The 13,190-nt window shown below is 37.0% G+C and carries 12 protein-coding genes; all 12 read left to right on the top strand.

Annotated elements, in window-relative coordinates:
- Nucleotides 1-17: 17 nt before the first annotated feature.
- The 12 genes from RK02_RS08560 to RK02_RS08505 all read left to right on the top strand — a co-directional run bounded on the left by RK02_RS08560 (nucleotide 18) and on the right by RK02_RS08505 (nucleotide 13,127).
- Nucleotides 18-602 carry a hypothetical protein gene (locus RK02_RS08560; RefSeq protein ID WP_016183837.1) on the top strand — a complete coding sequence of 195 codons (585 nt, stop codon included), beginning with the start codon at nucleotides 18-20 and terminating at the stop codon, nucleotides 600-602.
- A 9-nt stretch (nucleotides 603-611) separates the two neighbouring features.
- The gene (locus RK02_RS08555; protein WP_016183836.1) at nucleotides 612-1,604 is read left to right on the top strand and encodes a V-type ATPase subunit; all 993 of its coding nucleotides are present in this window, start codon (nucleotides 612-614) and stop codon (nucleotides 1,602-1,604) included.
- Nucleotides 1,594-1,905, top strand: a complete 312-nt coding sequence (locus RK02_RS08550; protein WP_016183835.1) for a V-type ATP synthase subunit F — start codon at nucleotides 1,594-1,596, stop codon at nucleotides 1,903-1,905. The genes RK02_RS08555 and RK02_RS08550 overlap by 11 nt, the downstream gene beginning before the upstream one ends.
- Before the next feature lie 431 nt (nucleotides 1,906-2,336).
- On the top strand, nucleotides 2,337-4,118 hold the full coding sequence (locus RK02_RS08545; RefSeq protein WP_016183834.1) for a V-type ATP synthase subunit A: 1,782 nt from the start codon (nucleotides 2,337-2,339) through the stop codon (nucleotides 4,116-4,118).
- Nucleotides 4,111-5,487, top strand: a complete 1,377-nt coding sequence (locus RK02_RS08540) for a V-type ATP synthase subunit B (RefSeq protein ID WP_016183833.1) — start codon at nucleotides 4,111-4,113, stop codon at nucleotides 5,485-5,487. Before RK02_RS08545 ends, RK02_RS08540 begins: the two co-directional genes overlap by 8 nt.
- 5 nt (nucleotides 5,488-5,492) lie before the next feature.
- The gene (locus RK02_RS08535) at nucleotides 5,493-6,125 is read left to right on the top strand and encodes a V-type ATP synthase subunit D (RefSeq protein ID WP_016183832.1); all 633 of its coding nucleotides are present in this window, start codon (nucleotides 5,493-5,495) and stop codon (nucleotides 6,123-6,125) included.
- A 361-nt stretch (nucleotides 6,126-6,486) separates the two neighbouring features.
- Nucleotides 6,487-6,903, top strand: a complete 417-nt coding sequence (locus RK02_RS08530) for a PTS sugar transporter subunit IIA domain-containing protein (protein ID WP_016183831.1) — start codon at nucleotides 6,487-6,489, stop codon at nucleotides 6,901-6,903.
- Nucleotides 6,904-6,915: 12 nt separating this feature from the next.
- Nucleotides 6,916-7,407 carry a PTS sugar transporter subunit IIB gene (locus RK02_RS08525; RefSeq protein WP_016183830.1) on the top strand — a complete coding sequence of 164 codons (492 nt, stop codon included), beginning with the start codon at nucleotides 6,916-6,918 and terminating at the stop codon, nucleotides 7,405-7,407.
- Nucleotides 7,408-7,420: 13 nt separating this feature from the next.
- Nucleotides 7,421-8,236 carry a PTS mannose/fructose/sorbose/N-acetylgalactosamine transporter subunit IIC gene (locus tag RK02_RS08520; RefSeq protein ID WP_016183829.1) on the top strand — a complete coding sequence of 272 codons (816 nt, stop codon included), beginning with the start codon at nucleotides 7,421-7,423 and terminating at the stop codon, nucleotides 8,234-8,236.
- Nucleotides 8,233-9,060, top strand: coding sequence for a PTS system mannose/fructose/sorbose family transporter subunit IID (locus RK02_RS08515; protein ID WP_016183828.1), 828 nt, complete (start codon nucleotides 8,233-8,235; stop codon nucleotides 9,058-9,060). The genes RK02_RS08520 and RK02_RS08515 overlap by 4 nt, the downstream gene beginning before the upstream one ends.
- Nucleotides 9,061-9,115: 55 nt before the next feature.
- On the top strand, nucleotides 9,116-11,620 hold the full coding sequence (locus RK02_RS08510) for a sigma 54-interacting transcriptional regulator (RefSeq protein WP_016183827.1): 2,505 nt from the start codon (nucleotides 9,116-9,118) through the stop codon (nucleotides 11,618-11,620).
- 124 nt (nucleotides 11,621-11,744) lie between these two features.
- Entirely contained in the window at nucleotides 11,745-13,127 is a 1,383-nt protein-coding gene (locus tag RK02_RS08505; RefSeq protein WP_016183826.1) for a TrkH family potassium uptake protein, read from the top strand.
- The last annotated feature ends 63 nt before the right edge of the window (nucleotides 13,128-13,190 follow it).

The following is a 13,190-nucleotide window of genomic DNA, read 5'->3' as shown; positions in this document are numbered from 1 at the left end:
AATAAGGGGGCAATGGCATGAGTGCTATCGATAAGATTATTGCCAAAATTGACGAACAAGCAGCCTTAGAGCTTCAAAATTATGAAAATACTGAATTGGCCCAAATCAATCAGTCTTATGAGCAACAGCTTGCCCAATTAGAGCAAGATAAGGCCCGTCAATTGGCAAAACAAACGGAAACAATCGAAAAAAAATATAAACAATTGCATAATCGCCAAGAAGTTGAAGCGCGCCAAGCAGTTCTAAATGAAAAGCAATACTATCTTGAAAAGCTTTTCGTTGCCGCCAGCAATCAGATGAGTCAATGGTCTAAAGCAGAGATGACTCAATTTGCAAGTGATGCCTTAGCGACACTTTCTCTAAGTGGCAAGGTGCAATTCATTCCTGGTGAATTATCTAAAGCGGCCTTAGATCAAGAGTGGCTAGCAAAAATGAATCAACAATTACCTTTTGAATTAGTTTATAGTTCTACGACAATTGCTAATCAAGCTGGTTTTATTGTTGATGATCAAGGGGTCCAATATAATTTTATTTTTGAAAACTTAATTAAAGATATACAAGCGAGCATGAGTTTTGAATTAGCGAATCGTTTGTTTGGATAGGAGGATACAATGCAAAAACCAACCTATCATGAAGTGAATCCACTCGTACGGATACGCGAATTAAGCTTACTTTCATCAGAAACCTTTCAACGTTTAATTCAAGCGAGTGATTTAGAGCAAGTCGCGCAAATCTTACAAAACACGGTCTATCAAAATTATCTAGAAGAAGATTTTGCCTATCATTTTGAGCAAAATTTAAATCATGAATTAGAAGAGACGATACGAGATTTGATTGACTTGGCACCTGAAAAAGAAGTGATTTGGATATATACTATGCGTTACACCTTTCATAATTTAAAGGTACTGACCAAAGCCGAAGTACTCGGTAAGGATTATGACTATCTTTGCATTAATGATGGCTTTTTTGAAATAGATACCCTAAAAAGTGCGATTCGTACAGGCATCTCTCAATTGCCTGAAACACTCATGGCAAGCATTAATGAAGCCAGAGAATATCTCAACGAATCGAAAGTCATTCAAGGAATTGACGTAATCTATGACCGTGCCTTTTTACGAATGCAACGGGAAATTGGTGAACGTTTAGGCTATCCGGAATTACTAGATGAAATCATCGGTTTTATTGATTTAACCAATATCGTTACAGCCGGTAGAGGAATTATTCAAAAACGTAGCCAAGCCTTTATGACCGGGGTATTGTCCAGTGCAGGTAGTCTGGACAAACATGAGCTATTACGCTTTTGTAAAGAAGACGAAGCGACCTATGTCCAATATCTACTCTCTTCGCCTTATGGAGAATTACTCCAACCAGCTTTGGTGAATCAAACGATTAATTTCCATCTACTAGAAAAGATTAAAGACAACTATTTAACAGAGCACTTTGTTCGGGCAAATAGCTTAGCCTTTGGTCCAATCCCGCTTTTAGCTTATCTAAATGCCAAAGAAGTGGAAATTAAGAACTTACGTACAATTATTGTAGGCAAACGCAGTGGCTTTACAATAGAAGAAATTCAAGAAAGGATGCGATTAACTTATGACCTATAAAATTGGTGTTGTAGGCGATAAGGATTCCGTCCTACCTTTTAAATTATTTGGTTTTGACGTACGCTTTGCCACCCATGCCATTGAAATTCGCCAAGCGATTGAAGAAATGGCCAAAGCATCATATGGCGTCATCTATGTCACTGAAGAATGTGCCAAAGAAGTACCCGAAACCATCCATCGCTACGATGACCAAATGACACCGGCAATCGTCTTAATTCCAAGCCATGCCGGCAGCCTTGGCATCGGTCAAAAAAACATCCAAGAACGTGTCGAAAAAGCTGTCGGCCAAAATATATTATAACAAGGATGTGAGATGGATTGCTCAACTACAAGCAGCTAAGTTTTCCGTCTTGGCGAAAAAGTCCAAGAAGGAAAAAGACTTTCCGCCAAGACGGCTTAGATGCGCAGTAGTTATCCATCGAACACAGATTAAACAAGGATGTGAAGCGACTCGTTTAGCTTCGAGTGGATAAGTTTACCAGCCTGACAAGGAAGTCAAATAGATTCAAAGACTTACTTGTCAGACTGGCTTATCCACCGAGAAGCTAGTCGCTGAACACAGATTAGTAAGGATGCTTACAAACTGGTTAGATACGAGTAAATTCGAGTTTACCTACCAACTTGTAAAATGGGTAAGGAAAGCATTTTGTAATTGGTAGGGCGAATGGATGAAGTAGTAAAGATTTAGAAGAACTATCAAAAATAATGAATGAGAAAAAGGAGGTAGCGACTTTGCAAGAAGGAAAAATCATCAAAGTTTCAGGTCCGCTAGTAATGGCTGAAAATATGGCTCATGCCAGTATCCAAGACATCTGTTATGTAGGGGATTTAGGAGTTATTGGCGAGATTATTGAAATGCGTGGCGATGTCGCTTCTATTCAAGTATATGAAGAAACTTCAGGAATTGGTCCTGGAGAAGTAGTAAAAAGTACCGGAGAGGCGCTTTCCGTTGAATTAGCGCCAGGGATCGTTTCTCAAATGTTTGATGGCATTCAACGTCCATTAGATACCTTTATGGAAGTAACTAAGAGTAATTTCTTAGGTCGTGGGGTGCAACTCCCTGCTTTGGACCATGAGAAAAAATGGTTATTTGAACCAACTGTTGCAGTAGGGGATACCGTCGTTGAAGGCGATGTCGTTGGAACTGTTGCCGAAACAAAAATTGTCGTGCATAAAATCATGGTACCTAAAGGTGTTAAAGGAACGATTACCGAAATCAAGTCTGGTGAATTTACCATTGATGAAGTCGTCTATGTAGTAGAAACGGAGCAAGGTGCTCGTGAATTAACCATGCTTCAAAAATGGCCGGTTCGTCGTGCACGCCCAGTTAAAGAAAAATTGAATCCAGATGCACCAATGATTACCGGTCAACGCGTCATTGATACGTTCTTCCCAGTAACCAAAGGAGGAGCGGCCGCTGTTCCGGGACCTTTTGGCGCAGGGAAAACCGTCGTTCAACACCAAATTGCTAAATGGGCTGATGTAGATATCGTAGTCTATGTTGGTTGTGGTGAACGTGGAAATGAAATGACTGACGTATTAAATGAATTTCCGGAATTGATTGACCCAAATACGGGCGAATCCTTGATGGAACGAACCATCTTAATTGCGAATACTTCCAATATGCCGGTAGCTGCTCGGGAAGCCTCTATTTATACCGGAATTACGATTGCGGAATATTTCCGTGACATGGGCTATAATGTAGCGATTATGGCTGACTCCACTTCACGTTGGGCCGAAGCGCTGCGTGAAATGAGTGGTCGTTTAGAAGAAATGCCTGGGGATGAAGGCTATCCAGCTTATCTTGGTTCACGTTTGGCTGAATATTACGAAAGAGCTGGTCGAGTGATTGCTTTAGGTAGTGACCAACGTGAAGGCAGTATCACCGCCATTTCTGCCGTATCGCCATCTGGTGGGGATATCTCTGAGCCAGTTACTCAAAATACTTTGCGTGTAGTAAAAGTGTTCTGGGGCTTGGATTCGCAATTAGCGCAACAACGTCATTTCCCATCGATTAACTGGCTACAAAGTTACTCACTGTATTCAAGTGAAGTTGGCAAATATTTAGATAATCAACTCCAAGAAGACTGGTCACAATTAGTCACAGATGGCATGCGCTTATTACAAGAAGAATCACAACTTCAAGAAATTGTTCGCTTAGTCGGAATTGATTCTCTTTCTGACAAAGACCGGCTTACTTTACAAGTAGCCAAATCGATTCGTGAAGACTATCTACAACAAAATGCGTTTGATGGCGTAGATACCTTTACCTCTAGAGAAAAACAATTCAAGATGTTAAATAATATTTTAACCTTTAATCATGAAGGGCAGCGTGCGTTAGAGCTAGGCGCTTACCTAAGTGAAATTATGGACGGCACGGTTGAATTGCGAGATCGAATCGCTCGGAGTAAATATGTGCCGGAAGATGAATTGGCAAAACTAGATGTCATTCATGCAGAGATTCAAACCACCATGAAAGCTATCGTGGCTAAAGGAGGCATGACCCATGATTAAAGAATATCGTACCATTGGCGAGGTTGTCGGTCCTTTGATGGCTGTCGATCGCGTTGAAGGGGTAAAATACGAAGAACTAATCGAAGTTCGATTGCAAAATGGTGAATTACGTCGAGGCCAAGTCCTTGAGGTGCAGCAAGATAAGGCTTTAGTCCAAATCTTTGAAGGAACCAGTGGGATTAACTTACGTGATTCAGCCGTGCGCTTTTTAGGCCATCCCTTAGAATTAGGGGTTTCTGAAGATATGATTGGCCGGGTTTTTGATGGCTTAGGTCGTCCAAAAGACAATGGTCCAGCCATCTTGCCAGAAAAAATGATGGATATTAATGGAGAAGTGATTAATCCGGTTGCCCGTGATTATCCTGATGAATTTATTCAAACGGGAATTTCTGCTATCGACCATTTAAACACACTGGTTCGTGGCCAAAAATTACCTGTATTCTCTGCTTCTGGGCTACCTCATAAAGAATTAGCGGCTCAAATTGCACGCCAAGCCAATGTATTAAATACTGATGATGATTTTGCGGTCGTCTTTGCAGGAATTGGGATTACCTTTGAAGAAGCGGAGTTTTTCATGGAAGACTTCCGTCAAACTGGCGCGATTGATCGTTCAGTGATCTTTATGAATTTGGCTAATGATCCAGCGATTGAACGGATTGCGACCCCACGCATGGCTTTAACAGCAGCTGAATACCTAGCTTATGAAAAAGGTATGCACGTTTTAGTCATTATGACCGATATGACAAACTACTGTGAAGCGCTGCGTGAAATCTCAGCAGCCCGCCGAGAAGTTCCAGGTCGTCGGGGTTATCCAGGGTACCTATACACAAACTTAGCTACCCTATACGAACGCGCTGGCCGGATTCGTGGCTTAAAAGGCTCGGTTACCCAAATTCCAATCTTAACCATGCCTGAAGAAGATAAGACCCATCCAATTCCTGACTTAACAGGTTATATCACAGAAGGTCAAATTATTCTTTCTCGTGATTTATACAAACGTGGAATCCAACCACCGATTGATGTTTTACCGTCCCTTTCTCGTCTAAAAGATAAGGGTACCGGTGAAGGCAAAACGCGTAAAGACCATGCGGCAACGATGAACCAATTATTCTCCGCTTATGCGCAAGGAAAACAAGCCAAAGAACTAGCGGTGGTGTTAGGGGATTCTGCTTTATCAGATGTAGATAAGATTTATGCGAAATTTGCCGATCGTTTTGAACGAGAATATGTCAACCAAGGCTTTGACACTAACCGTTCGATTATTGAAACGTTAGAATTAGGCTGGGAATTACTCGCTATGTTACCAAGAACCGAATTAAAACGAATCAAAGACGATATGTTAGATGAGTACTTGCCTGAAAGGGTGTGACCTAAATGCCTGAGTTAAATGTCAATCCAACTCGTATGGAGCTGACACGTTTGAAAAAACAACTAGCTACGGCCACTAGAGGACATAAACTATTAAAAGATAAGCAAGATGAATTGATGAGACAGTTTATCCTGTTGATTCGCAAAAATAACCGTTTGCGCCAAGAGGTCGAGGAATTGATGCAAAATGCCATGCATCAATTTATGTTAGCCGATGCTGCCATCAATGAAAACTTTATCGAAGAATTATTTATGTTACCGGCAAGTGAGGTCAGCTTAGATGTAGTTGAAAAAAATATTATGAGCGTGAAGGTTCCGGTCATGAATTTTAATTATGACTCTGACTTATTAGCCGCCCCATTAGAATATGGCTATCTAAATTCTAATGCGGAGCTTGATACAACGATTGATCAATTCACTCAAGTCTTGCCAAAGCTACTCGAATTAACCGAAATTGAAAAGACTTGCCAACTCATGTCTAGTGAAATTGAAAAAACGCGTCGTCGTGTAAATGCGTTGGAATACATGACGATTCCTCAACTAGAACAAACGATTTATCGTATTCGCATGAAGCTTGAAGAAAACGAACGTGCCGAAATCACTCGTTTAATCAAGATTAAGAATATGAATCAAAAATAAAAAGCAAACAAGCGCACGATCCTAAGAGAAAGGAAATCGTGCGCTTGTTTTACGCATGCAAGCTGTTTTTTCAAAAATTTAAGCTTTTCACGCAAAACCACTGCATAAATTTAAAAATTTGTGCAGTGGTTACACATAAAGTTGCTAAAATTTGTAAAAAGCCTTCTCTACTACCGCAATCATCGAAAAATGAATCGTCCATAAGATGATTCATACCGGCTCTCTCCTAGCAATAGGAGAGAGTTTTTTTCTGTTTAAGGATAAACTAAAGTGTTTAAACAGATAAATTAGCGGTAATTAGCTGTTTTAGATATCTTTTTTTGGCATGATACTTGCTTTTAATATAGTGAGGTGAACATTTATGGAAAGAAAATATTTAATCGCAACACATGGCTATTTTGCTAATGGACTACAGAGCTCGTTAGATATTTTAGCTGACAAAGGAAAAGAAGTAACAGTAATTAATGCATATGTTGATGATCAGGACTATCTTCCACAAATAGAGCGTTTTTTTGACACTGTTGCAGAAAATCAGCAGGCATTCATTTTTACTGATTTATTTGGTGGAAGTGTAAATCAAAATATTGTTCGTTTACTTGCAGAGCGGCAACAAGCAAATATCACACTTATTTCTAATGTTAATTTAGCTATTATATTATCTATTATGTTTAGCTCTCAGGATTATCTCGATAAGGATTGTATTCAAGCAATGATTAATGAATCAGCGGTGAATATGGTGAATTTAGCAGCAAATAATCAAGAAGAAGATTTTTTTTAGGAGGTATATAAAATGATAACACAAATTAGAGTAGATGATCGTTTAATTCACGGACAAGTAGCAGTAGTTTGGACCAAAGAGCTTAATTCTCCTTTATTGGTGGTGGCAAATGATGAGGCTGCTAAGAATGATATTATGCAAATGACCTTAAAAATGGCCGTACCAAACGGAATGAAATTATTAATTCGTAGTGTAGAGGATGCTATTAAAGTATTTAACGATCCTCGAGGAAAAGATAAACGAATTTTTGTGATCGTAAATAGTGTAAGTGATGCGACGAAGATTGCTGAAAACGTTCAAGATATTGAGTCAGTTAATGTAGCCAATGTTGGTCGTTTTGATAAGTCAGATCCAAAATCGAAGAAAATGATTTTTCCAAGTGTACAGTTAAATCCATCTGAATTAGAAGCAGCACATCGTCTAGCCAATTTAACACATGTAAAAAGTTATAATCAGGTTTTACCAACAAATGCCAAATTAGATTTAAAACAAGCAATTCAGTAAAGGGGGAGTTTACATGATAGGATACGCATTATTAGCTGCCTTAGCAGTATTTATCTGCTTTGGAGGGAATTATTTAACAGGACAAAGTATGATGGAGCGCCCATTAGTAGTGGGACTAGTTACCGGTTTATTAATGGGGGATTTGAAGGTTGGCGTATTAATGGGTGCTTCTTTAGAGGCAATCTTCTTAGGTAATGTAAATATTGGAGGGGTAATTGCAGCGGAACCAGTTACAGCGACAACCTTGGCTACTACATTTGCAATTATTTCAAATATTGAACAAAAAGCTGCCTTAACTTTAGCAGTGCCAATTGGTATGCTAGCTGCTTTTGTAGTGATGTTTTTAAAAAATGTATTTATGAATATTTTTGCGCCTATGTTAGACAAGGCTGCTAGAGATAATAATCAAAAGATGATTGTAACTTTGCATTATGGTACTTGGGTTATTTACTATTTGATTATTGCATCAATTTCTTTTGTAGGGATTTTAGTTGGAAGTGGACCAGTAAAGCTTTTTGTAGAAAATATTCCGCAAAATGTAATGAATGGGCTGAGCGCAGCAGGAGGTTTGCTACCAGCAGTCGGTTTTGCGATGCTGATGAAATTATTGTGGGATAATAAACTAGCAGTATTTTATCTACTAGGCTTTATTCTAACTGCTTATTTACAATTACCAGCAGTCGCCGTTGCAGTGCTTGGTGTTGTTATTTGCGTAATTAGTGCTCAAAGAGATTTAGAATTTAAAAATTTAATGGTGGTTCGTTCTAATGTATCACAATCAAATGATTTGACTACAAAAGAAGCAGAAGAGGAGGACTTTTTCGCATGAAATTACAAGAAAATTTAACCAAAGAAGATAAAAAGATGCTACGCTCAGTTTTTTGGCGCTCTTGGACGATGAATGCAAGTAGAACGGGTGCAACCCAATATCATGCAGTAGGGGTTATTTATACTTTACTTCCAGTAATTAATCGTTTTTATAAAACAAAATCAGAACAAGCGGAAGCTGTGGTAAGACATACTACTTGGTTTAATGCAACTATGCATATTAATAACTTTATTATGGGCTTGGTTGCTTCAATGGAAAAACGTAATAGTGAAGATGATACATTTGATGCTAGCTCAATCACAGCTGTTAAAGCATCCTTAATGGGGCCTATTTCTGGTATTGGTGATTCCTTCTTTTGGGGAATTTTACGAGTCATTGCGGCAGGTATTGGTATTTCTATTGCAAACACAGGCTCGATAATGGGCGCAATCGTTTTTCTATTATTGTATAATATTCCGGCATTTTTAATTCATTATTATGCACTTTACAGTGGTTATTCAGTGGGGGCTAATTTTATTCAACGGATGTATGAATCTGGAGGAATGAAGATACTAACCAAATCCTCTAGCATGCTAGGTTTAATGATGATGGGAAGTATGACAGCATCTAATGTTAAATTTAAAACAATACTTGAAGTTTCAGTTAAAGGTAGCGATCAAGTAATGAAAATCCAAGATTATTTAAATCAATTATTTATTGGAATTGTGCCTTTAACAGTAACCTTTTTAGCATTTTGGTTACTTAGAAAGAAAGTAAATGTAAATATCGTGATGTTAGGTATCATGGTTTTGGGTATCTTGCTTGGTCTGCTAGGTATCTGTTAGAATATAGTTAGAAAGCGTGGATAGTTGTTCACGCTTTTTTAGAATAGGAGAAAAAATGAGACAAGAAACCTATTATCAGCTAATTGATGTGTTAAAGAAATGTGCTAATCCAGTAACGACGATAGAGGTAGCTAAAGCAGTAAATCTTAGTCGTTCAGTGACTAGTTTATATTTAAATGAATTGTTAGAACGTGGAGATGTAGTACAAACAGGAAGTAAACCAGTGTATTGGCAACTAGCTAAACAAGATGAGCCTACTGAAATTTTTGATCAGTATATTGGTTATCGAGGAAGTGCTAGAAGTGCGATTGAGCGCTGTGTGTCTGCAGTCATGTATCCACCTAATGGACTACCAATTTTACTTAATGGTGAAAGTGGAGTAGGAAAAAGCTATTTAGCACGATTGATTTATGATTTTTTAAAACAAAAGAGATTACCTGGAGCTAATCAATTTTTTACATTTAACTGTGCAGATTATGCCAATAACCCAGAGCTGTTGTCCTCTATTTTATTTGGTTATACTAAAGGTGCTTTCACAGGTGCTGAGCATGATAAGAAAGGTTTGTTAGAACAGGCCAACCACTCTGTTTTATTTTTAGATGAGGTTCATCGTCTATCCTATGAAAATCAGGAGAAATTGTTTCAATTTATGGATACGGGTTATTTCAGACCGATGGGAGAAGAAAAGCAAATTCATTCACAAGTACGATTATTGTTTGCAACAACGGAAAAACCGGATAAGGTTCTATTACCTACATTTTATCGAAGGATTGCAGCAATCGTAGAATTACCGTCTTATAAAACACGTCCAATTGGTGAACGGATTGAATTAGTTGCACATTTATTAGCTAAAGAATCAGCTAAAATTCAACACCCAATAAAAATAAATAAGGTAGTTTATGATGAATTGATTAATTTGGACGAAGAAGGCAATGTAGGTAGCCTGTCTAACCGTATTTTACTATTGTGCGCTGATGCATTGCGAGAAAATTTGATAGAAGATACTTTATGGATTGGTCAGCCCTCAACTAGTGCAATCACTATTACTGGTGATAATCAACAGATTTTTAAGCAAAGATCAGATGAGTTAACTCAAAATTTTCAGCAAATTCTTGAAGTTAGCGATGATGTACCAAGCATGAAAGAAAATTTATTACAATATTGTTATCATTTTCTACCAGAGCTTGATATACAGTACTCTTTTGTGTACCAAGATATTGTTAATCAACTAAAATCTAAGAGAAAAAGATACCTAAATCATCATAAAATACAGGATGATATTTTGGAGTATGTTGCCCACTTAACTGATTTGTTTGCTGATAGCTATAGTAATAGATTAAATGAACTGATACTAACTATTAAACAAAAATATCCACGAACTTATTTATTTTCTAAAAAATTATCAGAAGATATTAACTACGAGTACCGTGAATTTAGTGAAAGTATGTTGTCAATCTTTTTAGTTGATATTATTTCGGAAAATATTTCTTACCAAGCTTTACTAGTGGCACATGGTGAAAACACAGCTTCTAGTATTCAATCAGTGGTCAATGAACTATGTGGCGAGTATGTTTTTGATGCTATTAATATGCCTTTAACTGCTTCGATTAAAGATATTATTAATAAGGTTAAAGAATGGTTGGCAGAACGTGATACTTCGCAAGGTGTAATAATGCTTGTAGATATGGGGTCCTTAACTCAGTTATATAAAAATCTTAAGCCGCAGATTTTAGGAAAATTATTAGTTATCAATAATTTGACAACATCTTATGCATTAGAAATTGGTCAGCAAATTCTCAATAATCAATTATTCAATAATATTGTAAAAATATCAGAAAAAAATTTTAAAACGCAAATTCAGTATTTTGAAGGGTTTGCAGTTGAAAAAAATATTATTATATCGAGTATTTCTGGTACAGACGTTGCTAATGAGATTAAGCAAATTTTACAAAAATATGTTTTTAGTGATATCAAGCTTATTGTTTTAAAATATACTGATTTATTAGAAACACTAAATCGGTCTAAAGAGGAAGATGGATATTTAAAGGAAACTTCATTAATTATTACTACTTCTTATATTGATAACTCATTTGCTATTCCTTATATTAATCTATTGGATGCTTTGGGGGACACAAGTGGATGGGCAAATTCGTTGACGAATCTTATTCATAAAAACTCTTTGGAAAAAATGATTAATGAGTACATTCATTTCTTTTCAAGAGAAGGGTTATCTGAAAAATTAGAATTTTTGAATCCAAGTGTAATAATTAAGCAGATTGACTTGATTTTAGAACAAATTGAACGTCGTTTTGATATTAAGTTAGAGATAAAGATGAAGTTCAATTTAATGATGCACATGGCGTTATTAATCGAAAGGACGATATTAGGTGCAGAAGATTACGAAGTGCCTACTAGTTTGAATGAATTAAAAATTAATGATAAGCTTTATTACCCTAATATTAAGGTAATATTGTCAAATATTGAACAATTTTACAGGATTGAAATTTCTAATTGGGAATTATATGTTGTTTATGAGATACTAAGTACAGTAAGTAAATAATGTAAGTAGTAAATTAATATTCATTTTATGAATATACTTATCATTTTTAATTTGATTTTTGAATAAAATAGTAAGGGTCTTGCTTTTAATAGCTATGTCGGTTATCCTAGTACGGAGTAGAACAATGAAAGATGAAGGAGTAAAAATGTTAAAAAAAGAAAAGAAAAGTAATCTTCAAAAACTTGGTCCGGTGAAGTTTTTATCGTTAGGTTTCTTAGGGATTATTTTGTTTGGTGGCTTTTTACTATCGCTGCCGATAAGTTCGCAATCAGGTAAATTTACGAACTTTTTAGATGCTGTTTTTACTGCTACTTCGGCGACTTGTGTGACTGGTTTGACGACACTCAATACGGCTGAGCATTGGAGTCTATTTGGTCAAATAGTCATTATGGTTTTAATCGAGCTTGGCGGTTTAGGCTTTATGATGCTACCGATTATTTTTTTCACACTGGCAAAGAAAAAGGTCAATTTAAGTACACGAATTGTGTTAAAAGAAGCGTTGAACCTTGAGGAAATGTCGGGGGTTATGAAATTAACCTTATATGTTTTAAAGTTATCCATTGCGATTCAAGGAGTGGGCATGTTATTGCTATCTTTTGATTTAGTTCCTCGATATGGTGTGATTAAGGGCTTATGGTATGCTTTATTTCATGCAATTTCTAGTTTTTGTAATGCTGGTTTTGATTTGTTTGGTGATAGTTTGGTTCCTTTCCAAAACGATCCATACATGCTATTAGTGATTTCTTGTTTGATTGTTTCTGGAGGACTTGGCTTTTTGGTATGGCGTGATTTGTTAAATTATCGGCAAACCAAGCGGATGACGATTCATAGTAAGCTAGCATTATCAATGACGGCTTGTTTGTTAATCGGTGGGTTGGTTTTATTTTTCTTATCCGAGAGGAATGGTCGTTATCTTGTGCAAAGTGATAATTTCTTTACACGCTTGGTAAATACCTTGTTCATGTCAGTAACCCCAAGAACAGCCGGTTTTTATTCGGTAGATTATGCAGCCATGTCTAATCCAGGGCTGATTGTTACGATGTTTTTAATGTATATCGGTGGTACATCTGGTTCGACTGCTGGTGGATTAAAAACCACGACTTTTGGGGTATTGCTAGTCCAGATTATCTCTTTATTAAAAGGGCGTACGCGAGCTGAATTTGCTGGACGTTCGATTAAAGAAACGGCGGTTTTTCGGGCGATGACGCTGTTTTTCATCACTTTGAGTTTGTGTGTAGTTTCAGTAATGATCCTTTCTGCTACCGAACATCTTCCACGAACCGATGGGATTGAATATGTGGCTTTTGAAGTATTCTCTGCTTTTGGGACAGTCGGCTTAACGATGGGCTTAACACCCGATTTAACTGAGTTTGGGAAGTTATTGATTATCGCCTTGATGTATATTGGTCGAGTGGGCATTATGACAGTATTGTTCGCATTAATGTCAAATAATCAAAAACAAGAGGCACGTTTCCAATATCCATATGAAAGTGTCTTAGTCGGTTAGTAAAATCAATTCAACGGTCATAAAGAGCAAAAGTGTCTTTATGACCGTTTTTTTTTAATGAAA

It is taken from the genome of Enterococcus columbae DSM 7374 = ATCC 51263, assembly GCF_000406925.1.
Classification (GTDB): domain Bacteria; phylum Bacillota; class Bacilli; order Lactobacillales; family Enterococcaceae; genus Enterococcus_E; species Enterococcus_E columbae.
The sequence above is the reverse complement of the archived record's forward strand: the minus strand, read 5'-3'. Positions and strand labels throughout refer to the sequence as shown.

What these genes read in the sequence shown, in the direction of transcription:
- RK02_RS08525 (WP_016183830.1), top strand. Translation starts at nt 6,916, where the DNA reads ATGATAACACAAATTAGAGTAGATGATCGTTTAATTCACGGACAAGTA.
- RK02_RS08535 (WP_016183832.1), top strand. Translation starts at nt 5,493, where the DNA reads ATGCCTGAGTTAAATGTCAATCCAACTCGTATGGAGCTGACACGTTTG.
- RK02_RS08555 (WP_016183836.1), top strand. Translation starts at nt 612, where the DNA reads ATGCAAAAACCAACCTATCATGAAGTGAATCCACTCGTACGGATACGC.
- RK02_RS08510 (WP_016183827.1), top strand. Translation starts at nt 9,116, where the DNA reads ATGAGACAAGAAACCTATTATCAGCTAATTGATGTGTTAAAGAAATGT.
- RK02_RS08560 (WP_016183837.1), top strand. Translation starts at nt 18, where the DNA reads ATGAGTGCTATCGATAAGATTATTGCCAAAATTGACGAACAAGCAGCC.
- RK02_RS08550 (WP_016183835.1), top strand. Translation starts at nt 1,594, where the DNA reads ATGACCTATAAAATTGGTGTTGTAGGCGATAAGGATTCCGTCCTACCT.
- RK02_RS08530 (WP_016183831.1), top strand. Translation starts at nt 6,487, where the DNA reads ATGGAAAGAAAATATTTAATCGCAACACATGGCTATTTTGCTAATGGA.
- RK02_RS08520 (WP_016183829.1), top strand. Translation starts at nt 7,421, where the DNA reads ATGATAGGATACGCATTATTAGCTGCCTTAGCAGTATTTATCTGCTTT.
- RK02_RS08505 (WP_016183826.1), top strand. Translation starts at nt 11,745, where the DNA reads ATGAAAGATGAAGGAGTAAAAATGTTAAAAAAAGAAAAGAAAAGTAAT.
- RK02_RS08515 (WP_016183828.1), top strand. Translation starts at nt 8,233, where the DNA reads ATGAAATTACAAGAAAATTTAACCAAAGAAGATAAAAAGATGCTACGC.
- RK02_RS08540 (WP_016183833.1), top strand. Translation starts at nt 4,111, where the DNA reads ATGATTAAAGAATATCGTACCATTGGCGAGGTTGTCGGTCCTTTGATG.